This window comes from Roseateles sp. P5_E11, assembly GCF_054049355.1.
The window spans coordinates 1-20,977 of sequence record NZ_JBFUMO010000048.1; the positions used below are offsets into that span (position 1 = coordinate 1).

The 20,977-nt window shown below is 63.6% G+C and carries 25 protein-coding genes; 24 read left to right on the forward strand and 1 reads right to left on the reverse strand.

Annotated elements, in window-relative coordinates:
- The 22 genes from ACXJKR_RS06140 to ACXJKR_RS06245 all read left to right on the forward strand — a co-directional run.
- Positions 1-342: recombination protein NinG (locus tag ACXJKR_RS06140; RefSeq protein WP_457321606.1), on the forward strand; the 342-nt coding region annotated here is incomplete at its 5' end.
- A gap of 104 nt (positions 343-446) precedes the next feature.
- The gene (locus tag ACXJKR_RS06145; RefSeq protein WP_457321608.1) at positions 447-569 is read left to right on the forward strand and encodes a hypothetical protein; all 123 of its coding nucleotides are present in this window, start codon (positions 447-449) and stop codon (positions 567-569) included.
- Entirely contained in the window at positions 566-1,009 is a 444-nt protein-coding gene (locus ACXJKR_RS06150) for a hypothetical protein (protein WP_457321610.1), read from the forward strand. Before ACXJKR_RS06145 ends, ACXJKR_RS06150 begins: the two co-directional genes overlap by 4 nt.
- A 183-nt stretch (positions 1,010-1,192) precedes the next feature.
- Positions 1,193-1,522, forward strand: coding sequence for a hypothetical protein (locus ACXJKR_RS06155; protein ID WP_457321611.1), 330 nt, complete (start codon positions 1,193-1,195; stop codon positions 1,520-1,522).
- A complete protein-coding gene (locus ACXJKR_RS06160) occupies positions 1,522-3,033 on the forward strand; it encodes a hypothetical protein (RefSeq protein WP_457321613.1) in 1,512 nt (503 codons plus the stop codon). Before ACXJKR_RS06155 ends, ACXJKR_RS06160 begins: the two co-directional genes overlap by 1 nt.
- On the forward strand, positions 3,033-5,150 hold the full coding sequence (locus ACXJKR_RS06165) for a portal protein (RefSeq protein WP_457321614.1): 2,118 nt from the start codon (positions 3,033-3,035) through the stop codon (positions 5,148-5,150). The genes ACXJKR_RS06160 and ACXJKR_RS06165 overlap by 1 nt, the downstream gene beginning before the upstream one ends.
- A 63-nt stretch (positions 5,151-5,213) precedes the next feature.
- Complete coding sequence (locus ACXJKR_RS06170; protein WP_457321616.1) at positions 5,214-6,071, forward strand: hypothetical protein; 858 nt, start codon at positions 5,214-5,216, stop codon at positions 6,069-6,071.
- A gap of 45 nt (positions 6,072-6,116) precedes the next feature.
- Positions 6,117-7,358 (forward strand): P22 phage major capsid protein family protein, encoded by a 1,242-nt coding sequence (locus ACXJKR_RS06175; RefSeq protein ID WP_457321618.1) that lies wholly within the window; start codon positions 6,117-6,119, stop codon positions 7,356-7,358.
- Between the two features lie 12 nt (positions 7,359-7,370).
- Complete coding sequence (locus ACXJKR_RS06180; RefSeq protein ID WP_457321620.1) at positions 7,371-7,868, forward strand: hypothetical protein; 498 nt, start codon at positions 7,371-7,373, stop codon at positions 7,866-7,868.
- A 41-nt stretch (positions 7,869-7,909) separates the two neighbouring features.
- Complete coding sequence (locus ACXJKR_RS06185; RefSeq protein ID WP_457321622.1) at positions 7,910-8,092, forward strand: hypothetical protein; 183 nt, start codon at positions 7,910-7,912, stop codon at positions 8,090-8,092.
- Positions 8,093-8,095: 3 nt separating this feature from the next.
- Positions 8,096-8,734, forward strand: coding sequence for a phage adaptor protein (locus tag ACXJKR_RS06190; protein WP_457321624.1), 639 nt, complete (start codon positions 8,096-8,098; stop codon positions 8,732-8,734).
- The gene (locus tag ACXJKR_RS06195; protein ID WP_457321626.1) at positions 8,735-10,465 is read left to right on the forward strand and encodes an SGNH/GDSL hydrolase family protein; all 1,731 of its coding nucleotides are present in this window, start codon (positions 8,735-8,737) and stop codon (positions 10,463-10,465) included.
- Positions 10,466-10,468: 3 nt separating this feature from the next.
- Positions 10,469-11,095, forward strand: coding sequence for a hypothetical protein (locus ACXJKR_RS06200; protein WP_457321628.1), 627 nt, complete (start codon positions 10,469-10,471; stop codon positions 11,093-11,095).
- The gene (locus tag ACXJKR_RS06205; RefSeq protein WP_457321629.1) at positions 11,095-11,559 is read left to right on the forward strand and encodes a hypothetical protein; all 465 of its coding nucleotides are present in this window, start codon (positions 11,095-11,097) and stop codon (positions 11,557-11,559) included. Before ACXJKR_RS06200 ends, ACXJKR_RS06205 begins: the two co-directional genes overlap by 1 nt.
- Positions 11,559-13,100: a hypothetical protein gene (locus ACXJKR_RS06210; RefSeq protein WP_457321631.1), complete on the forward strand. Its 1,542-nt coding sequence runs from the start codon at positions 11,559-11,561 to the stop codon at positions 13,098-13,100. Before ACXJKR_RS06205 ends, ACXJKR_RS06210 begins: the two co-directional genes overlap by 1 nt.
- Positions 13,100-13,339: a hypothetical protein gene (locus ACXJKR_RS06215; protein WP_457321632.1), complete on the forward strand. Its 240-nt coding sequence runs from the start codon at positions 13,100-13,102 to the stop codon at positions 13,337-13,339. Before ACXJKR_RS06210 ends, ACXJKR_RS06215 begins: the two co-directional genes overlap by 1 nt.
- 3 nt (positions 13,340-13,342) lie before the next feature.
- Positions 13,343-14,788, forward strand: coding sequence for a hypothetical protein (locus ACXJKR_RS06220; RefSeq protein ID WP_457321634.1), 1,446 nt, complete (start codon positions 13,343-13,345; stop codon positions 14,786-14,788).
- 59 nt (positions 14,789-14,847) lie between these two features.
- Positions 14,848-15,678, forward strand: coding sequence for a hypothetical protein (locus tag ACXJKR_RS06225; RefSeq protein ID WP_457321635.1), 831 nt, complete (start codon positions 14,848-14,850; stop codon positions 15,676-15,678).
- A 1-nt stretch (position 15,679) separates the two neighbouring features.
- The gene (locus tag ACXJKR_RS06230; protein ID WP_457321637.1) at positions 15,680-16,900 is read left to right on the forward strand and encodes a hypothetical protein; all 1,221 of its coding nucleotides are present in this window, start codon (positions 15,680-15,682) and stop codon (positions 16,898-16,900) included.
- On the forward strand, positions 16,900-18,483 hold the full coding sequence (locus ACXJKR_RS06235) for a hypothetical protein (protein WP_457321639.1): 1,584 nt from the start codon (positions 16,900-16,902) through the stop codon (positions 18,481-18,483). Before ACXJKR_RS06230 ends, ACXJKR_RS06235 begins: the two co-directional genes overlap by 1 nt.
- 213 nt (positions 18,484-18,696) lie before the next feature.
- On the forward strand, positions 18,697-19,035 hold the full coding sequence (locus ACXJKR_RS06240) for a hypothetical protein (RefSeq protein ID WP_457321641.1): 339 nt from the start codon (positions 18,697-18,699) through the stop codon (positions 19,033-19,035).
- Between the two features lie 3 nt (positions 19,036-19,038).
- Positions 19,039-19,317, forward strand: coding sequence for a hypothetical protein (locus ACXJKR_RS06245; protein WP_457321643.1), 279 nt, complete (start codon positions 19,039-19,041; stop codon positions 19,315-19,317).
- A 2-nt stretch (positions 19,318-19,319) separates the two neighbouring features.
- On the opposite strand, the gene ACXJKR_RS06250 is transcribed toward ACXJKR_RS06245, so the two are convergent.
- Positions 19,320-19,946 (reverse strand): AP2 domain-containing protein, encoded by a 627-nt coding sequence (locus ACXJKR_RS06250; RefSeq protein ID WP_457321645.1) that lies wholly within the window; start codon positions 19,944-19,946, stop codon positions 19,320-19,322.
- On the opposite strand from ACXJKR_RS06250, the gene ACXJKR_RS06255 reads away from it, so the two are divergent.
- Together ACXJKR_RS06255 and ACXJKR_RS06260 are read left to right on the forward strand one after the other, a co-directional pair.
- Entirely contained in the window at positions 19,945-20,427 is a 483-nt protein-coding gene (locus tag ACXJKR_RS06255) for a glycoside hydrolase family 108 protein (RefSeq protein WP_457321647.1), read from the forward strand. The genes ACXJKR_RS06250 and ACXJKR_RS06255 overlap by 2 nt on opposite strands.
- Positions 20,428-20,512: 85 nt before the next feature.
- Complete coding sequence (locus tag ACXJKR_RS06260; RefSeq protein WP_457321649.1) at positions 20,513-20,839, forward strand: hypothetical protein; 327 nt, start codon at positions 20,513-20,515, stop codon at positions 20,837-20,839.
- Positions 20,840-20,977 lie beyond the last annotated feature (138 nt).

A 20,977-nucleotide genomic window follows, 5' to 3' on the forward strand; every position in this document is an offset into this window, starting at 1 on the left:
GTCGTGCACCGCTACATCCATGCCCGAGACCGCGGGCTGTCGTGCATCAGCTGCGGCACTCAGCGCACCGTGCAATGGGAAGCTGGCCACTACCTCAGCAAGGGCGCGCGGCCGGAGATCCGCTTCCTGCCGGCCAACCTGGCGCTCCAGTGCCATCGATGCAACGTGCAACTTTCCGGCAATCAGGCGAAGTACCGCATTGGGCTGGTCGAGCGCATCGGGGAGGCGGCAGTCCAGGAGCTTGAGGGGCCGCACCCCACGGCCAAGTACACCCGCGAGGGCCTGGCGGCCATTCGCAAGGAGTTTGCAGCAATGACACGAGCACTCGAAAGGCAGCAATGAACACCTGCAATACCTGCAAGCACTGGGCTTCGCTGGAGCGCTCACGCTTGAAAGCGCCACTTGGCCCGAGGGGGCTTGGGGGAGAGTGCCGCAGCGATCTCATATTGGAGGCGTATGGAGACGAGACCTATAAGCCCAATGCGCTTGTCTACCCCTATTCCGAAGGCGTCGAGCACTTCTGGACCGGCCCCGACTTCGGCTGCGTGAACCACGAGGACAAGCAATGACCAAACAGCAGCTCTACGCCGACCTTCCCGCCGAACTGGCCGAAGCCGACGAACTGCTCAAGCGCTACGGCCGATGGGCCAGGGGCGGCAGCGGCCCCCAGGGTTGCGGATCAGCAGAGCGAGCCTATCGAGCCCCGCAGGATGACGAAGACCGCCAGCCCACCGAGCCCACCATGCCGGCGAACGATGTTGAGCGCGTCCGCAAGGCTCTTGGCACGCTGCCCATGATGACGCTGACGGCCATCCAATGGCTGTATGTCCGCCCGGCTACCATGCCTGGCTTGATGCGCAAACACGGCATCCAGCCCCGCCACATGAGGGAGCGACACCTTCAGGGCGTGGGGCAATTCTGGCGCGCATGGGTAGGGTTTGCACCCATTACTATCAGCACTATTGCAATCCGCTCCGTTGTGATAGAGAATCTCGCTACCGAACACTGAGTTCGCGCCCGGTTGCCTGATGGCAGGCCGGGGCGACGATCAACACCAAGCCCGCTACGCAGCAATGCCAGCGGGCTTTTCGTTTCCACGCCCGGGGCATCGGATCAACGTCCATCGTTCCTTGATCAAGTGGCCGCATGTGCCCGGGCACCCTCTTCGCGACCAACCCGACAGGGAGTCGATATGTTTGAAAACAATCAAACGAAATCAAAGGATTCAAACGGCCGGGGAGGCGCGCGCAAGGGCGCTGGTCGGAAGTCTGGCGCAGCAACCACACGCACCCGAGAGATCGCCGACAAGGCGGCGGGCGAGGGGATCACGCCGCTGGAGTTCATGCTGAATGTGATGCGGCGCGACTGCACGCATGAAGACCCGAAGATTCAGCTTGCTCGCGAGGCTATGCAGTTCGAGGCGGCCAAGGCGGCAGCGCCATTCGTACACCCGCGCCTATCGTCAGTAGAGATGGACGCTAAGGTCTCGACGCATGAAGCGTCACTCGACGACCTGGCCTGATGGATGCCAAAGAGAGGGCGATCCGCCAGCGGCTGAAGGACGATTTCCAGCACTACGCTGAGAAGTGCCTGAAGATTCGCACGAAGGCGGGCAAGATTGTCCCGCTTGAACTGAACGAGGCGCAGCTCTACATCCACAAGCGCGTGGAAGATCAGCGCAAGGCGACGGGCAAGGTCCGGGCCATCGTCCTCAAGGGCCGGCAGCAAGGTTGCTCGACCTACATCGAGGGCCGCTTTTACTGGCGCGTCTCGCATTCCAAGGGTGTGCGGGCGTTCATTCTCACGCACGAAGAAGAGGCTACGAACAACCTGTTCGAGCTGGCCAACCGGTATCACGAGAACTGCCCGGCGCTTGTCAKGCCCAGCACCAGCGCGGCGAACGCGAAGGAACTGCACTTCGACAAGCTGGACTCTGGCTACAAGGTCGGAACGGCTGGCAACAAGGCGGTGGGCCGCAGCTCGACGGTGCAGCTATTCCACGGCTCAGAGGTGGGCTTCTGGCCCAACGCCCAGCAGCACGCGGCCGGCATCATCCAGGCRATCCCTGATGAGCCGGACACAGAGGTTTTCAAGGAGTCCACGGCAAACGGCGTCGGGAACTACTTCCACAAGGAGTGGCAAGACGCTGAGTCCGGCCTCTCCGAATACATCGCGATCTTTGTCCCGTGGTTCTGGACCGCTGAATACAGGAAGCCGGCGGTTGACTTCAAGCTGACCGAGGAAGAAGAGGCATACGCCGAGGCCTACGGGCTCGACGATGAGCAGATGGCCTGGCGGCGCGCCAAGATCATCGAACTGAAAGACCCGCTGCTGTTCAAGCAGGAAWACCCGGCCACTGCGGCTGAGGCGTTCCAGGTGTCAGGCGTTGATCCGTACATCTCGCCCGAGCTGGTGCTCGTGGCGCGCAAGTCGGACGCTGAGGGCATYGGCGAAAAGAAGCTGGGCGTTGACCCCGCGCGGTTTGGCGATGACCGGACATCGATCTGTCTCCGCCAAGGCCGCAAGGTGCATTGGATCAAGAGCCACACCAAGAAAAGCACGATGGAGGTCGCGGGCCTGGTCGTCAAAGCGATCAAGGAAACGCGGGCCGATCAGTGCGCAATCGACGTGGGCGGCCTGGGCGCTGGTGTCTATGACCGCGTGGCCGAACTGCGAGCCAGCCCCGAATGGGACGGGCCGCAATGCGAAGTGGTGCAAGTGAACAGCTCCGAGTCTCCGCTCGACGCTGCGAAGTACACGAACAAGCGCGCGGAGATGTGGGGCGAGGTGAAGGAATGGCTCACCAAGCAGCCGGCCAGCATCCCCGACAGCGACGAAATGCAGGCTGACCTGACACAGATCCGCTACAGCTACGACAGCAACAACGCTCTCAAGATGGAGAAGAAGGAAGACATGAAGAGGCGCGGGTTTCGGTCACCTGACATGGCAGACGCCCTAGGATTGACCTTCGCGCGCCCGGTCAAGAAGGCCCGGCCCGCTCCTGCGCCTGCCGCTCGCTCCTGGATGGGCTGATGGACAAAGACCTTCTCAAGGACGCGCAGGAAGAGTTCAAGTGCTGCGTCGATGCCGAGTCCGACCAGCGCAAAGAGTCGCTTGACGATCTGGAGTTCGCCAGGCTGGGCAAGCAGTGGCCAGACGATGTGAAGTCCACCCGCGAGCGTGACGGCCGGCCCTGCCTGACCATCAATCGCCTGCCGGCATTCATCAAGCAGGTCACCAACGACGCGCGCCAGACCCGCACGGCCATCATCACCAAGCCTGTTGGCGATGGCGCGGACAAGGACACGAGCCGCATCCTCAACGACCTGATCCGCAATATCGAGGTGGTGTCCAGTGCTGACATCGCCTACGACACGGCGCTGGAGTTCGCGGTCACGATGGGGCTCGGCTACGTCATCGTCCGCACCGACTACACCCACGATGATGCGTTTGATCAGGACATCCAGATTGAACGCGTCTCGAATCCGTTCAGCGTCTACGGCGACTACGAAAGCAAGTCCGCCACCAGCGATGACTGGATGCGCGCCTTCGTCACCGACATGTACTCGAAGGATGCATTCGAGCGCAAATGGCCAGGCGCCAAGGCCTCGGGCTTTGACTCCGAGGGGGATGAAACACGGGCACTCTGGTTCGCTGACAAGGCCGTCCGCGTCGCTGAGTGGTGGACGCGCGAAGAGGTGGAGGCCAAGCTCCTGCAACTGACGGACGGCTCCGTCATGCGCGAAGAGGAATACCTCAAGATCAAGGATCTGTGCGACATCCAGCAGATCACGGTGAAGGGTGACCGGCCGACCCGCAGCTACAAGGTCACGCAGCGCATCATCACGGGCGATGAGGTGCTTGAAACGAACGAGTGGGCCGGCCGCTACATCCCCATCATTCCGATGTACGGCGATGAGGTGAACGTCAACGGCAAGCGTTATTTCCAAAGCCTGGTGCGCTTCGCCAAAGACCCGCAGCGGATGTTCAACTATTGGCGCACGGCGGCGACTGAGTTGGTCGCGCTGGCGCCCAAAGCCCCGTGGGTTGGCGCTGTTGGCGCGTTCGTGACTGACCAAGCCAAGTGGGCCAGCGCGAACACGACGAATCACCAGCACCTGGAATACGACCCGGTGCCAAACGAGCCGCCGCCGCAGCGCCAGCCGTTCTCTGGCGTCCCGGCCGGCGCGTTGCAGGAGGCCATGAACGCCTCCGACGACATGAAGAACATCATGGGCCTGCACGATGCCAGCATGGGCGCCCAGAGCAACGAGACCAGCGGTAAGGCCATCATGGCCCGCCAGCGTGAAGGTGATGTCTCCACGTTCAACTTCATCGATAACCGCAACCGCTGCGTTGAACACATCGGCCGCGTGGTCGTGGACCTGATCCCGAAGATCTACAACGCCCCACGCATCATGCGATGCATCAAGGAAGACGGCGCCACCTACTCGGTGCCAGTGAACCAGCCGGCCATGCCGGCGCAACCCGCGCAGCCGCAGCCCGGCAAGACCATGGCCGAGCCAGAACTGGGCTATCAGCAGGCGCCGGAACAACTGCCGCCCGAGCTGGCGCACTTGGTCAAGGTGTTCGACCTCACCGCAGGCAAGTACGACGTGAGCGTGCAGGCCGGCCCGAGTTACACCAGCAAGCGCCAGGAGTCGGCAGAACAGATGATGGAGTTCATCCGCGTCTTCCCGAACGCGGCGCCCGTTGTCGGCGACCTGCTGGCCAAGAACCTGGATTGGCCTGGCGCCGAAGACGTGGCCGAACGCTTGCGCGCCATGCTGCCGCCGCCTGCTCAGGGCCAGAACCCGCAGCTCATGCAGATGCAACAGCAAATGCAGCAGATGGACGCTCACGCCAAGGATGCGGTGGCCACGCTCAAGAAGGAACTCGACGCGCTCAAGGCCGACAAGGCCATCGATGCCGCGAAGCTGCGCATCGAAGCATTCCAGGCCTGGACCGACCGCATGAAGGTCATCGGCGACCAGAAGTTGCAGGCCGTTGACACGGCCAGGCAGGCAGAGGCCGACCTGATCAGCCAGCAAGCGCCACCAGGCGCAGAAGCCGCACAAGACCAGCCGCCTCAGGGCGGTTTTTCTTTGCCTGCTCAACAAGGAATTGAGGGGATCGGGGCACCTCAATAGGCATTCCGCCTAGTCATTGCCCCAAGCCGCAACGCAGTGATGCGCCCGGCCAGAAAGTGGTAAATGGAACAACCTGACACCCAGGATTCCGTAGTAGTAGACGCCCCAGTCCCGGAGTCGCAAGACATCCCGGAGACACAGGACGACGACTCCGGCGAAGGCTCCGAGGATCTGCAAGCGCAGACAACCGAAGAGGACGAGCTTGAGGAGGAGCTTGAGGGGGTGAAGGTCAGGGGCAAGAAAGACCTGATCGAAAAGCTCAAGGCCGAACGCCTGATGCAAGCCGACTACACCCGCAAGACGCAGGAAGTCGCCGAGCAACGCAAGGCATTTGAGACCGAACGAGCGCAACACCAGCAACTGACCCGGGCCTACCTGGGTGAAGTCGCGCAGATCGTCGCGGTTGACAACCGCCTGGCCCAGTTCGCGAAAGCCGACTGGCAGGCCCTGTCCGACCAAGACCCTGCGCAGGCGCAGAAGCTGTGGTTCGAGTTMCAGCAATTGCAGGGAACGAAAAACCAACTGATCCAGAACCTGACGCAAAAGCAGCAGCAGGCGGCTATGGAGGAGCAGCACACCAGTGCCAAGCGACTCCAAGAGGCAGCGGCGGCGGTGGCGCGTGACATCAAGGGCTGGTCGCCCGAGTTGCAGAGCAAGTTGACTGCAACGGCCAAGACCAACGGCTACAGCGACGAAGAGGTGCGGTCTATCACCGACCCCCGAGCCGTGAAGCTGCTGCACAAGGCCTATCTCTATGACCAGCTCATCGCACAACGCAAGCCGACGACTCCCCCGGCAACGCCTCCGGCACCGGTGGCGCGGGTGAGTGGGGCTGGCGCGACCGTGCAACGCAAGTTGAGCCAGATGACAGACGCGGAGTACGCCAAGGCGCGCCGCGACTACATCGCCAAACACCGCTAACGCCCGCTTTGGGCACTTCTAACGCCGAGAGGCGCTGAGGAAATCATGGCCAATACCAACAAGGTAATCGACATGGTTGCCAAGGAAGCTCTGCGCATTGCGCACGAGAAGGCAACCTTCATCTCCACCATCAACCGGGACTACGACGACTCGTTCGCCAAGACCGGGGCAAAGATCGGCGCATCCCTGCGTGTGCGCGATCCCAACCAGTACACGCGCCGTCAAGGCTCGCGTGTCATGGACGTTCAAGACCAGAACGAGAGCACGCAGACCATCACCGTCGCCACCCAGGACGGCGTGGATATGCGGTTCAACTCGGCTGAGCTGACCCTCGAAGTGGACAACCCCTCGGCGGTGGACGCATTCTCCAAGCGCTACATCGAGCCGGCCATGTCCGTGATGATCTCCGGCATTGACGGCGACTGTCTGGTGCAGGCCACGAAGGACACCTACAACTTCGTTGGCACGGCCGGCACGGTGGTTGGCGCGTCCGGCGACATCACAGCCCTCGGCAACGCTCGCGCGAAGCTGAATCAGGGTCTGGCCCCGAAGGACATGAACCGCGCGCTCCAGCTTGACAGCGTGACCATGGCCTCCATCGTGAACGGCAATAAGGCGTTGTTCGCTCCCGAGAGCCAGATCAAGAAGGCCTTCACCGAGGGTTACTACGGCCGCTCGGCGATGGCTGACTTCTACGAGAACGAGCGCACCTGGTCGCTGACCAACGGCTCCGACATCACCGGCACAACCGATGCCGCCGCGCTGGTGACAGATGGCGGCAACACAGTGGACATGCACACCACGGTGGCCGTCTCCGCTCAGGTCGTGGGCCAGGTCTTCACCATCGCTGGTGTCTACGCCTGCCACCCGGAGACGAAACAGAGCTACGGCGTCCTCCAGCAGTTCACCATCACGGCCATCGGCGCCAGCACCACGACCGTCTCCCCGGCGATCGTGCTGACCGGCCCGAAGAAGAACGTGGTTTCCAGCACCTCCGGGACGCTGCTGACAACCGACTTCAACAGCCAGACGCTGACCTTCTACGGTGCTGCATCGACGAGCTACCGCTCGAACCTGATGTATCACCAAGACGCGTTCACGTTCGTCTCGGCTGACCTGCCGCTGATGGACGACGCCGCCAAGTGCGTGCGCAAGACGCTCGACGGTCTGTCGGTTCGCGTGTGGATGGCCTCGGACATCCGCAACGACGAACTGCTGATGCGTATCGACATGTTGTACGGCTTCAAGACGCTGCGCCCGGCCTGGGCCTGCCGCATCAACAACTAAGGAGCCGACACCATGGCATTCGCTTCCAACACGCTCCAGAACTTCGAGCAAGTCAGCTACGGCCCTTCGGGGCTGTCGATGCATCGCGCTCGGGCTCGCCAGCAGATCGCACTCCAGGCCGCCCGCACGCTCACCATCAAGGAGTCCGGCTCGCTGGTGCTCCTTGATGCTGCTGCCGGCTTCACCGTGACCCTGCCGCCTCCGGTGGTCGGTGCGTTTTACGACTTCCTGTGCACCGTCACGGTCACTTCGTCGAACGCCAAGATCATCACCGACGCTGCAACCACGTTCATGCTTGGCGAAGTGCTCGCGTACACGACCGCCACGGCCTCGCCCGCTGGATTCGCGTTCAACGGCACGACCCACGTCGCTTGCACGATGAACGGCACCACCACGGGCGCCATCATTGGCACGCGCATCCGCGTTGAGGCCATCTCGTCCACCGTCTGGGCCATCACCGGCACCGTCGTGGGCTCGGGCACCATCGCCACGCCGGCCGCCACTTCGTAAAGCCACGGGGCCGGCTTCGGCTGGCCCTCTTCGGAGGCCAAATGCCCACACGCATGCAACACCCCGAACACGGCTTCATGTACGCCGTGGACTCGGGAGATTTCAAGCGCCTGACCGCGCTGGGATGGACTCCTGAAGTCCCGCCGAAGGTCGATGAACCCGCGTCCGTCGTCGGGCCTGAGGCCGTCGAGCCCAAGCGTCGCGGACGCCCGCCCAAGGCCTAAACCGTGGCCATCACGACCTATGCCGAGTTGCTCTCGGCGGTTGCCTCCTGGGCGCATCGTTCTGACCTGACCACCATCGCGCCCGACTTCGTGTCGCAGTGCGAGGCCAAGCTGAATGACTCGCTGCTCCTGAAGGATCAGGAGACCGAGGCCACGCTTTCGACGGCCATCGGCAGTGATTCCGTCACGTTGCCATCGAACTACGTGAGCCCGATTGCGATGTGGATCGTGATCAGCAACGCGCGCACGCCGCTGACCGCCGCGAGCCCGCAGGACTTCGCGGGCACGCCCGTCAACACGATCCCGCGTTACTGGGCCATCGATGGGGATTCGATCCTTTTCGACAACCCAGCAGACGCCGTTTACAGCTGCCCCTTCCGCTACGTCGCGAAGTCGAATCTCAGCGTCACCAACACCACGAACGCGCTCCTGACGCGCCGGCCCGACCTGTACCTCGCGGGGGCAATGGTCGAGTACGCAATCTGGGCCAAGGACACCGAGGCCATGGCCATTTGGGGCAGCAAGTTTGAGGACGCGATCCGCGCCGTGAAGGCTGCCGACAACCGCTCCAAGTCCGTCGCGCCCCTGCGCGTCGATGCCGCCATGCAGCGCGGTCGTTCCAACATTTTTGCAGGTGAATAAATGGCATCCGTGACCTCTGCGACGGGGCCAGCCTCGTTCAGTCTGCGTGCGTTCGACTCCGTTCTTATCAATGGCGGAAAGGGAACGATTACGTTCACCTCAGCTGCCCCGAACGTGCAGCCGAGTCACGCCGACAAGCTGGACAACAAGCGCTTTGGCCCTTTCGGCGCGCCGATGACTGTTCAGATCGCCGTGACAAGCGGGGTTTGCAACTACTCGATCAACTACGGAGACGCCGCTCTAGAGGCTGTTTCTGGCGGCGGCGCTGGCGCAGGGAACACCGTTGTGACGCTGGGGGATTCGCGCTTCGCCCGCGACTGGACCGTCAACGCCGGAACCCCCGTGGTTACCGGCACGGTTGGCGACACGCTGGCGACTTGCACGCTCGCGAACCACAAGAAGTTTGCCGGCGACACCATCAAGATTTGCAACGCGGCCGACCAGGCCTACAACTGCGTTTCCGTCGTCGAGTCGGTGGTTAGCAGCAGCGTGTTCACCTACCGCACGCCGGTCCCCATCACAAGCGCGGCCCCGGCTGGAACTGCCGAGTTCCGCGACCCCTACCAGCTCGGCAACAACGGCATATTCAACTGGGCAAACATCCTGGGTGGAGGCCGGTATAGGCACCTCCGCAATGCCGGCAACACGGGCGAAAAGCTGCGCGACATGCGGGCGCGGATACAGCGCGACGTGATCGACCAGCGCCCCGCGTTTTGCGTGCTGCTCGGAGGCACCAACAACGCTCGCGCAGGCGATAGCGCCGACACGATGTATGCCGAGTGGCTACTGAACGTCGGTGATTTGCGCGCCGCGGGAATCCGTGTGCTGGCCTGCACCGAGCACACCTACGCCACTGGCGCCTCGAACCTGACCGCCGCCAAGGTTGCCGCGCTGATGAAGTTCAACCGGCTGATCAGTACCTATGCGCAGAACACGCCTGGAATGCTGCTGGCCGACTTCGCCTCAGCCATGTCGGACACGGACGCAACTGACGGCGCCTCGCTCACGACATGCTTCGAAGACTCCGATGTTCACCAGTCCCCCCGCGGTGCCTACCGCATGGGCAAGGAGCTGAACCGCGTCCTGAGCACTGTTGTCCCGCCGCTGTCGTTGCTGCCGTCGTTCCCGTCAGACTCGTTCGACTTCACTGGCACGCTCTCGAAGCTCTCCAACCCGCTGTTCCAGGTCGGCGCTGGCGGCACGGTAACGGCACCCATGACGGGCACCGCGGCCGCTCTTGCCGCATCGTGGCGGTATGAGGGCGCTGGCGGTGGCGCGACCCTCGCGGCGACCCTTGAGGCGCGCACAGTCGCTGCGGACGGCGACGCGCTCGGGAGCAACTCCAAGTTCGTCGGCACGATGACCGCGAACAACGACAGCATGCAGTTGCGTCAGAACGGCCTGACGGCACGCGTTGGCGCTGGCCGCTACTTCTACGCCGTGGCGAACATCCGATTCGTCAGCCTGCCGAGCACGACGAAGCGCGCAAACCTGACCATCAACATGACGGTGGATGGTGTGACGTACTCGGTGGTCTGTGGCACCGGCACGACCAGCAACGTATTCGAGCAAGAGGACTTCAACGGCACGTTCGTCACGCCCCTGATCCGAGTCCCGGCGAACGCCGTCAGCATCACCGCGTTTGAAGTGGTGGCGTTCTTCCAGACCTCGGGCGCCGCTACCGCTGCAGAGATGCACGTTGGCCGCGTGAACATCTATGAAGTGGTCTAAGCCATGGCAGTAGACAGCGCCACCACCATTGCCGGGTTCGATACGGCCAAGCCAGCCGGCTCCGACCCGGCTGCCGAGCTGGACAACAACATTCGGCACGTCAAGACGGTCATCAAGACGGACCTACCCAACATCGGCGGGCCGATGACGGCCTCTCATACCGAGTTGAACTACATGGTGGGCGTTACGTCCCTCGTGCAGACGCAGCTCGACGCCAAGTCTCCCATTGCCTCGCCGACTTTCACCGGCCTGCCCGCAGCCCCCACGGCGGCAGTCGGCACGAACACCACGCAGATCGCCACGATGGCGGCCCTGCAAGCCGGCCTAGCCACTGTCGCACCGTCCACTGATGCGCTGGCGCTGTCCGTGAGCAACGCTGCCGCCGTGACGCTGGTCGCGGGCCAACAGGACTGCGCCACTTTTGCGGGCGCGGTTACCTGGACCCTGCCGGTCGCCCCATCTGTTGGGAGCCGCTGCGGCTTCATCGTCGGCAACAGCCGCTCAGACAACGTGGTTGCGCGCAATGGCCAGCCAATCATGGGCTTGGCTGAGGACATGACCGTTGACAACCTCAACGCGGCGTTCGTTCTTCGATACGTCAACGCATCTCTCGGCTGGAGGCTGATCTAGTGAGCACGTTCAACCAATTCGCGGGCGGCGCGGCCACCACGTCAATCACCAACGCATATTCAGGCGGCGGGGTTGCGTCTGCAAACCCAGTCGCGGCGTCTGTCAACTCCAACATGGGCAAGGAAGTCTTGTCCGGGGCGCTGACGGCCAACGCCTTGGCAACTATCCTGAGCGTGACCGGCTCGGGGGAGATCCCGTTTCTCACCGCCTACACGAAGGACGCCACAAGCCGCACGGTGCGCCTCAAAGTGACGGTGGACGGTACGTCGGTATTTGATGCCACTTCAGCGGCTACCACGACAGTCGGCGCGGGAATTGTCGTGGTGGGCGAAATCGCCACCGCTAGCTTCCCCGTGCAGGCTGGTCTGCCATTGAGGTTCAACGCCTCTCTGCTGATTCAAATCGCCTCCAGTGTCAGCGAGACAGACAAAGTGGCCATTGGCTACGTCCTGCACAAGCGCTGATGCCAATCGCCACGATTCCAGCGCTGGGCCAATACGGTCTGGTGGCGGATCAGCCCGCCCAGGAGATCCCTGACAACGCCTTCAGCGGCGTGTCCAACATGCGATTCCGCGATGGCTCGGCCGTGCGCTTCACGGGACATCGGGCGATCTTCKACGCGACCTCTGTCGTCCCGTACTCGCTCGCGACGTTCGGCTCGGCCACGGCCCGGTTCTGGATTCACAGCGGCCTCGCAAGCACGTTCGCCGACGACGGCACAACCCGCACGGACATCACCGGCACCTCGCTGACGGGTGGCGTGGACAACAAGATCACTGGCGGCTCGCTGAGCGGCTTGTACATCCAGAACAACGAGATAGACCCGCCGAAGTACTGGGACGGCAACACAGCCAACAACCTGGCCACGCTGACGGCCTGGGATGCGAACTGGCGGGTTAAGTTCATCCGCCCGTTCAAGAATTACCTCGTCTACGGCTACCCGACCAAGAGCAGCGTTACCTATCCGCACACCGTTGGATGGTCTGCCGCCGCAGATCCCGGCACGCCGCCGAGCACCTATGATCCGGCGTCCGCAACGACGGATGCTGGCGATGTGCCTCTAGGCGAGACGCCGGACAAGCTGGTTGACGGCCTGCCGCTCGGCGAGATCTTCGTGATCTACAAAGAGCAATCCGCGTACCGCATGGAGTACATCGGTGGGCAGCAGATCTTCAGCTTCAAGCGGATCCCGGGCAACTACGGCATGCTGGCCGCCAACTGCGCGGCCTCCACGCCCAAGGGTCATGTCGTCCTGGCCAACGGCGACATCGTCCTCGTTGATGGGTTCGGCGAGCCACAGTCTCTGGTGGTGGGGCGGGACAAAAACTGGTTCTTCTCGACTCAGCTGGATTCGACCTACGGCTCTCGCTCCTTCGCCGTCGCTTACCCGACCAAAAACGAGGCCTGGATCTATTACCCGCAAGTCGGGTCGTCGGTCTGCGACAAGGTCTTCGTCTGGAACTGGATCGACAACACCTGGGGCATTCGCGACGCCCCCAACGTGACAGCCGCCGCGTGCGGGTTGCTGACCTACCCGGCAGGTCTCTCGACTGACGCTCTCTCTGGCAACACCGACGACCTGGTCGGGGCCACGGACAGCAACGATTTCACGCCCAACGACTCGCGACTCATCATGGCGAGCGCGGCCTCAGCGCTGTATCTCGCGGATTCGGGCGGCACGTTCGCTGGCACGGCGGTGTCCGCCATGCTGGAGCGGACGGGGATGGCGTTCGGCGACCCCGACACGGTCAAGCTGCTCAAGTCCATCACGCCTCGCGTCAGCGCCCCCGCTGGGACCGTGCTGACGATCCAGTTTGGCGCCTCGATGAGCGCCGAAGTGGCGCCCACATGGTCTGACGCAGTCACCTACACGGTCGGCACGGACGTGAAGGCGTTCAGCTTCGCTCAGGGCCGGTTCCTGGCCTATCGAATCTCATCCACCAGCACCCAGCCATGGTCGGTCAAGTCCATGGACTTTGAAATTCAGTCCACTGGGAAGTGGTGATGGCCTACACGCTCGGAAACATCCCCGCAGACGCCCCGCAGTGGCTGGTGAACGAGCTGCGCAAGGTGCAGGAGTACGTCAGCCAGCTTGAGAACGGCAGCGTGTCAAACACGCTCTATGCCGCGCCGAAGAAGCCGCGCGAGGGCCTGACCGTCCTCGCAGACGGCACGACCTGGAACCCCGGCGCAGGGCAAGGCGTCTACACGTACTACGCAGCCGCTTGGCACAAATTGGGATAGGACATGGCACAAGACTGGAACCAACGCGGCAGCACGACCCTGGCCGACATGCTCAATCAGGAGGCGTATCGGAACTACCTCGCGGACGCTCTCCAGCGCGCGCAGGATGGCGCCGGCCCAGCGATGGGGTATGACGACTGGCGCAACGTCAACTCGCAGGGCTACAACCTCCCGCAAGGCGCGGATCTCTCTCAGTACACGCTCAATACCAGCCAGTCGGACGGCACGAACTGGGGCGGGCAACTCAACCAGACCCTGACGCAGAACGGCGCCTCGGACCCCATTTATTCCAATACCTGGGAGAACGGCGGGATGATTACGCCGGGCCAAGTCGCGCTGACAGCCGCGGCCCTCTTCGGCGGCGGCTATGCCATGGCTGGCGGCGCTGCGGGCGGCGCTGCTGGTGCTGGGCTTGGCGAGGCCGGTAGCGTAGGGGCCGGCCTGGCGGCCCCTGAAGGCGTTACAGCCCTGGGCGCCGGCTGGTCTCCTGCTGGGCTCGGCCTGACTGGCGCCACTGGCGGCGGGCTCTCAGCCGCCGAACTGGCGAGCCTGACCTCAGCGCTTCCTGGCGCGGTGGAGGCGGCGGGCGGCCTTGGCGCAGCTGGCGGAGTCGCCACGCTTGGCGGCGGCGGGTCTGGCGTCACATCGCTCGGCTCTGCGTGGTCTCCTGAGGCTCTTGGCCTGTCTGGCGGCATCACGCCGAGCGTGGGCGCTTCGGAGCTGGCTGGGTTGTCGCAGGGCATCCCGGGTGCTGTCGGTGCAGGCGCCACAAGCGGCATTGGTGGGTCTGGCGGCATGTCCTCGGCTGACAGGGCTGCGATCTACGGCAGCGAGGGCTATGGCCCAGGCATGAGCGGTGCACAGACCTCTGTCTACGACGGCCTGCTGAACAGCACCGGTTCCAAGGGGATCGCGGACCTTGCGGCGAACTCCGGGATTGGCGAATCCATCATCAAGGGCGGCAGTTCGCTGCTCGATGGCGCCAAAGGCGTCTCCGATCTCGTTGGCGGCGGCCAGAACCTCGCCGGCCTCATCGGCGCCGGCCTGGGTGCAGCAAGCGGTGGCGGCACCGAAACCTCCAGCCGCGACCCGTGGTCAGCTGCGCAGCCGTATCTCAAGAACATCCTTGCCGACGCGGAGACGCAGCGCGCCAACCTGGCCGCGAATCCGTTCACGCCTCAGCAAACGCAGCAATACCAGCAGGCATACAGCGGCCTCGACCAAGCGCGCGGCGCAATGCCGGGTCTCCTGAACTGGGGCCAACAAGCCATGCAGCGCCAGAGCACTACGCCGAGCTACGAATCGCTGTTCGGCGGCCAAGCGTCGGGTGGCCTGCTTGGTCGGCAGCCGCAGCAGGCCACAGCACAAGCGGGCGGCCCTGGCGGCTTGCTCGGTAACGACGACCGCCTGAAGGCGCTCATGGCGCGAGGGCGCGGCCTCATCGGCTGACCTCTCTTTCTCGCATCTCCAGCCCGCCGCGTGCGGGCTTTTTGCTTTTGGAGCCCCGAATGGCAGGCAACCCCTATCTCAGTCAGCAGGCCGATGCGATCACGAATCAGGCCAACAACAACCTGATGAACTACCAGCTCCCGAGCATCAACTCGGGGGCGATTGCGGCGGGAGGTTTCGGCGGGTCACGCCACGGCGTGGCGCAAGGTCTCGCCATCGGCCAGACCAACCAGGGCATCGCCAACAGCCTGGCCGGCCTGTATGGCAACGCCTACGGCCAGGACCAGCAACTCCAGACGCAGCGCGACATGCAGTCGCAGTCTCTGGCCGCGCAGGAGCGCATGGCAGGCCAAAGCAACCAGACCCAACGAGACCTTGGGTTCGGCAATCTCGGCCTGGGCTACACCCAAGCCGGGAATCAGTACAGCCTCGGACAGGGCAATCTAGCGCTCGGCAACAAGCAGGCAGACCAGAGCTATGGCCTGGGTCTTGGCAATCTTGGCCTGGGGCAGCAGCAGGCGAGCAACAACTACAACCTCGGCCTCGGTCAGCTGGGCTTGGGCCAGTACAGCGCCGAGACCTCGCGCGGCCTGGGGTACGGCCAACTCCAGCAACAGGGCGACCAAAACAACTTCAACAATCAGCTCGCCGGCTACAACGCCCAACTGAGCGGCCTCGGCGCCATGCAGAACTGGAACAACCAGGGTGTGAATCTGGCGAATCAGCAGCAGCAGATTCCGCTCCAGAACCTGGGGCAGCTCTCCAACATCGGCACCAGCATCGGTGTGCAAGGCGGCACGAACTCGCAGCCTGGGCCGTCCACCTTCGGCAGCGCTGCGGGTGGCGCGCTGACGCTGGCCCAGCTCTACAAAATCATTAGCGGGGGCTGAAATGGGTCTTCTCGACGGTTTGCTCGGCGGGTCCATGGACGATCCGCGCACCACGGCAACGATGCAGCTTGCGCAGGGCCTGCTCTCCGCGCCTCGTGGCATGCAGGGCTTGGCTGGCGGCCTCCTGGGCTATCAGCAGGCAATGCAGCAGGCGAAGCAGGACAAGGCGCGCCAGGAAATGCAGGCGCTTCAAATGCAGCACCAGCAGATGCAGATCCAGCAGGCACAGCGCGCCATGCAGCGGCAGAACTCAATGGAAGCCTTGCCGGAGCAGTTCATGGGCCGCGCCGCAAAGCCAGAGACGATGGACAACCGCGATGTCGGTCAGCCGGGCGAACAGCGCATGCAACAGGGCCCTTTCGACCTAGCCGGTTACGCGCAAGCCCTGTACAAGTTCGACCCGCATCAGGCGCTTGCCTTGCAGGCATCGTTGCGCAAGGACTCGACCCCCATCAAGCTCGGGGCGGGCGAGGCGCTGATTGATCCGACCACGCTCAAGCCGCTGGCCAGCAACCCGAAGGACGACGCCCCGAGCGCCATCAAGGAATACAACCTAGCCGTCCAGCAGGGGGAGAAGCGCAACTTCACCGATTGGCAGGCCGCGATGAAGCGGGCCGGCGCGACGAATCTCAACGTCAACACCGCCAAGCCGCTGCTGAACACTGTCGCCGAAGGTTTGGGGAAACAGCTGGACGCCGGCCTGGAGAACGCCAAGGCGGCGCAGGCCAGCATTCGCACAGCCCATACGCTCAAGGAGGCGGTCGATTCCGGCAAGGTCATTTCCGGCCCGGGCGCCACGTTCCGGGTGGCCGGTCTTCAGCTTGGCCAGGTGCTTGGGATTGGCGGGAAGGACTCCGCCGAAACCCTCGGCAAGACCCGACAGGCCATCCAGTCGATGGCTCAGGCCGAGCTTGACGCGTCGGCGCAGATGAAGGGTCAGGGCCAGATCACCGAGTCGGAGCGCGGCCTYATCAAGCGCGCCGCAGCTGGCGATATCGACGGGTTGACTGCCCCAGAGATCCGCCAGTTGGCGGACGTGATGGAGCGCTCGGCGCGCTACAAGATCGCCGCCCATCGGTCCAACGTTGATCGCCTGAAGAACATGCCTGACGCCGCTCCCGTCATGCCGTTCTACCAGGTGGATGAGCCGGCCGCCTACTCCGCCCCGAAGGGCGTCGGGGGCGTCCGTCGCTACAACCCCGCAACCGGGACGATCGAGTAATGGCGCAGATCATCGAAGTCCCAGGCCACGGCCGGGTGGAGTTTCCCGACGGCATGGACGACGCCTCTATCGTCAAGGCGATTCAGGGCCTTGCCCCGAAGAGGCCCAGTCTTGCCGAGGAGACTGGCCCAGTCCAGGCCGGGATCATCGCCATGGGGCGCACTGGCGACCGGGTCATGAAGGGCGTCGAGCAGCTCTACTACGGCGCCCGCTCGGCCCTATCCGGTCCCGACACGACATCGCTTGTCACGGGCGGGAAGAACCAATGGGACGTGAAGGCCGACCAGTTGCGCCAAGCGGCGGGGATTGACGATGCGGCATACAAGCCACTTCAGGAGGCCCACCCTATTGCTACTGGCGTCGGCGAAGCGTTGCCTTCGCTGGCCATTCCTATGGGTGGTGGTGTTGGCGTGCTTGCAAAGCTCGGCCGCGCCGCTGTTGGTGGCGCGCTGCCGGGCGCTCTTTCCTACGGCTCAGCCGAGGAGCGCGCCAAGGCTGCTGGCGTTGGCGCTGCTGGCGGCCTTGCTGGCGCAGGCATTGGCATGGGCCTCACGAAGGCCCTGAGCCCTACTGGCCGCGCCGCCATCTCTGATACGGCTCAAGCCGCCGCTCAGCGCCTAGGCCTCAAACTCACGGCCGGCCAGCAGACGCAGAACCCTGCGCTGGTGAACCTGGAGAACTATCTTTCGCGCGCGCCCGGGTCGTCCGGGGCGATGGCTGCTGGCAAGGCGACTCAACAAACCGCACTCGATACCGCAGCTGCCCGCTCAATGGGCCAGACGGCCGGTGACCTGTCGGAAGGAACGTTTGACGCGGCGCGCAAGGGCATCGGCGCCGAGTTCGGCCGGCTGCAAGGCGTCACGGCTCCGCAGTTGGGAAACGACTTCCTCCAGACCCTGGCGACTATCGATGCTGACAACATGGCACGCGGCGCTTTCAAGTCCAAGTCTGTTGATTCACTCATCAACAAGTCGCTAGACCTGGCCCAGCAGGGCAACCTCAGCGGCAAGGCGTACAAGGAAATCCGCACTCAACTCACCAACGAGGCTGACGCGGCATTCAAGGCCGGTGACGCAACTGTCGGCCAGGCATACAAGGCTGTCCGCGCCGCCCTGGATGACGCCGCGAAGTCGAGCCTGTCACAGGCTGATCAAGAGGCGTGGGACCTGACGCGCAAACAGTGGGCGGCGTACAAAACGCTGACCAAGTCCAATGTGGCGGAGGCTGGAAACGTCAGCCCCGCTCGGGTGGCGTCCGCGATGCGCGGCAAAGGGGACCTGCTACGCACAGGGCAGGCATCCGGCGAGCTGGCGGACATCGCCCGCATTGGTGAGGCCGTGAAGGGTGCACAGAACCCGAATAGCGGCGTGAACATCAACCAGATGCTCTATGGCAACCCCATCACGGGCGCGCCGCTGATGGCAGGGAACAAGGCGCTACAGGCTGCGTATATGTCGCGGCCGGTGCAGCGCTACATGGCCAACGGCCTACTCAATCTCGGTCCAACCGCTGAAGGCCTGATGCAGCAAGCATCTTTGCCTCTCGGCGCGCCTGTCGTCGGCGGGCTACTAGGGACGCGATGACCTTGGTGACCGGCATGCGGAACATCCATTCATGCCGTGGGGCGACTCGCTGGATGACCCAAAGGATGGCCACCGGCACGGTAGCCCACATCAGCACGCTGAAGAAGCCCACAACGCCCTGACCGAAAAAGCGTAACCACAAGCTCTCGTCCATCCCCGCAATGTACCCGCCTCGGCTTACGCCCTGGCGGGTTTTCTCTTTCTGGAGCCCGTATGCGTCCGATCCTCTTTGCTGCCCTCATGGCGGCAGGCCCCGCCCTGGCTGGCCCTTGCACTGCTCACGATCAGTGGACGGGCCCCGACAAGATCAAGCACGTCGGCGCTGGTGCTGCCGTCTCGTCTGCCGTCGTGCTGGCCACCGGTTCCAAACGTGACGCCATCTTGGCCGCTGTCGCCATCGGCGTGATCAATGAGATGGCTGACCGCAAGAGCCCGAACCACACCTGTTCGCTCCAAGACCTCGCTGCCACGGTAGCAGGCGGCGTGGCTGGCGCCTACGGAACCTCCTGGGTCGTTGGCCCGAACTACATCGGCTTCATCAAGCGCTTCTGACCCATGAGCGACCCCATCGACCCCATCGACAGCATCAACGGGCGCCTTGAGGGCATCGAGAACCGCGTCTCGACCATTGAGAAGGCTGTGAGCGAGAACACCCGAGCAACGCTTGAGGGCAACCGTGATGCGCGCGAGATCCTGGAGCTGTTCCAGGCGGTGCGTGGCGGCTTCAAGGTGCTTGGCTGGCTGGGCACGGCTGCGAAGTGGGTAGCCGGCGTGGCTGCTGCGGTAAGCGCGCTGTGGGTGTTGTTCCACCAGGTCAACGGGCCGAAGCCGTGAGGCTACAGCTTCGGGCGTCTGGTCCCCTTGGGAGCGAACCAAAGGTTTTCGGGCCATCCGCGGATAGCACGCGTGGCGGAGGTCGTCACCGGAACGCCGTAATGAGAGCACGCCTGCGCAAATGTCATGGATGCACCATCGACAGTGACCATGCGATTCGCGCGAGTGTTGTTCGCTTGCTCGACGCGGGTTGCCCAATAGCAATTCTCGGGGCAATAGCCGCCGTTCGTGTCGCGCCGCTCCAGCGTCAGCCCGGATGGGCGCGGCCCCATGTCTGCCATGAAGTTTTCGAACGTCTGCCACTGTTCGCAGACAGAAATACCTCGGCCGCCATAGTTCTTCCACTCTGGCACGTTCGGGTTGCTGCATCTCCGCTTCATGGCCGACCAAATGCGGTATTCGGTCGTCTCTGTGGCGCCATGTCGCGTCGCCTTCGCTTTCGAAAACTCGCGCCTGAAGCATCCACAGCTAACGACCAGCCCCCGCCGCAGCGCATTGAGCGTCGTGGTTTGCGACCGCCCGCAGTCACATTGACAGCGCCAGTAGCTGTGCTGCAGATCGCGCCGCTCGCAGGCCACGGCTACAAGCCTGCCGAAGCGCTCTCCAGAAATGTCGTGAGGAATTCCCATGGACTTGTTTGGCGAAGCCTTTAAGCGCTTGCTTATCAATGAGGGCGGGTATGTCTGCGACCCGCGAGATCCAGGGGGCGAGACCCGCTATGGGATTAGCAAACGCGCATATCCACACCTCGACATCAAGGCCCTCACTTTAGAAGATTGCAAAGCAATATACAAGCATGACTTCTGGGACCGCGCCCAGTGCGACAAGCTGCCCCGCCAATTCGCTTTCCAGGCGCTAGACGCTGCTGTGAATCACGGCATCGGCAACGCCGTCCGCTGGATGCAGCGCGCCGCCAAGGTGGCCGATGACGGGGTTGTCGGCCCCATCACCATCGCCGCCGTGACGCGCGCGGACCCTCATGACCTGGTGCTGCGCTTCAACGGCGAGCGCCTTCGCTTCTACACCAAGCTCTCGACCTTCGATGCCTTCGGGCGCGGGTGGGTCAACAGGGTTGCCGGCAATCTCGACTTTGCTGCCGAGGACAACTGATGCACCGCGAAACGATGTGGGCCGCTTTCTGGCGCGGCTTCACGAACGCCTATCGGCTGACGATGCGCATCCTCAGGCTGGGCCGATGAAGAAGCTCAGCCTCCGCCCCTATCACGGCAACCTCTACGTCTGCACCGATGAGGCCGGCTACCAGCGGGCGCACAAGCGCGTATTTGGCTCGCGCGATGTGCCCCTGTCCTCCGAGGGTCGCGCTGGCCGCTTTGTTGGCGGCGAGGGCGCTGATGGGCTTTGGACTTATCTGGTCTGGCATTCGTCGCCTGGCGTCCTGGCCCACGAACTTAGCCACGTCCTCTTCCATGTCTTCGAGCGCTGCGGGATGGACCCGCGCGACTCGGGCGGAGAGGCCTTCTGCTACATGCTTTCCCAACTGATGCTTGAAGCATTGGAGTAACCATGAAGACTCTCACCATCCTCGCCGCCATGGCTCTCACCGGCTGCGCCTCGTTCTACAAGCCCTCCGACATGAGCGCCGAGCAGCTCAAGGCCATGGCTTCCGACAACAAGGGCGTGGGCTATTGCATGTCCGCCC

Coding starts and splice junctions, on each gene's coding strand:
- ACXJKR_RS06225 (WP_457321635.1), top strand. CDS start 14,848: ATGGCAGGCAACCCCTATCTCAGTCAGCAGGCCGATGCGATCACGAAT.
- ACXJKR_RS06220 (WP_457321634.1), top strand. CDS start 13,343: ATGGCACAAGACTGGAACCAACGCGGCAGCACGACCCTGGCCGACATG.
- ACXJKR_RS06165 (WP_457321614.1), top strand. CDS start 3,033: ATGGACAAAGACCTTCTCAAGGACGCGCAGGAAGAGTTCAAGTGCTGC.
- ACXJKR_RS06155 (WP_457321611.1), top strand. CDS start 1,193: ATGTTTGAAAACAATCAAACGAAATCAAAGGATTCAAACGGCCGGGGA.
- ACXJKR_RS06195 (WP_457321626.1), top strand. CDS start 8,735: ATGGCATCCGTGACCTCTGCGACGGGGCCAGCCTCGTTCAGTCTGCGT.
- ACXJKR_RS06185 (WP_457321622.1), top strand. CDS start 7,910: ATGCCCACACGCATGCAACACCCCGAACACGGCTTCATGTACGCCGTG.
- ACXJKR_RS06175 (WP_457321618.1), top strand. CDS start 6,117: ATGGCCAATACCAACAAGGTAATCGACATGGTTGCCAAGGAAGCTCTG.
- ACXJKR_RS06240 (WP_457321641.1), top strand. CDS start 18,697: ATGCGTCCGATCCTCTTTGCTGCCCTCATGGCGGCAGGCCCCGCCCTG.
- ACXJKR_RS06250 (WP_457321645.1), bottom strand. CDS start 19,946: ATGGGAATTCCTCACGACATTTCTGGAGAGCGCTTCGGCAGGCTTGTA.
- ACXJKR_RS06215 (WP_457321632.1), top strand. CDS start 13,100: ATGGCCTACACGCTCGGAAACATCCCCGCAGACGCCCCGCAGTGGCTG.
- ACXJKR_RS06180 (WP_457321620.1), top strand. CDS start 7,371: ATGGCATTCGCTTCCAACACGCTCCAGAACTTCGAGCAAGTCAGCTAC.
- ACXJKR_RS06200 (WP_457321628.1), top strand. CDS start 10,469: ATGGCAGTAGACAGCGCCACCACCATTGCCGGGTTCGATACGGCCAAG.
- ACXJKR_RS06255 (WP_457321647.1), top strand. CDS start 19,945: ATGGACTTGTTTGGCGAAGCCTTTAAGCGCTTGCTTATCAATGAGGGC.
- ACXJKR_RS06235 (WP_457321639.1), top strand. CDS start 16,900: ATGGCGCAGATCATCGAAGTCCCAGGCCACGGCCGGGTGGAGTTTCCC.
- ACXJKR_RS06260 (WP_457321649.1), top strand. CDS start 20,513: ATGAAGAAGCTCAGCCTCCGCCCCTATCACGGCAACCTCTACGTCTGC.
- ACXJKR_RS06245 (WP_457321643.1), top strand. CDS start 19,039: ATGAGCGACCCCATCGACCCCATCGACAGCATCAACGGGCGCCTTGAG.
- ACXJKR_RS06150 (WP_457321610.1), top strand. CDS start 566: ATGACCAAACAGCAGCTCTACGCCGACCTTCCCGCCGAACTGGCCGAA.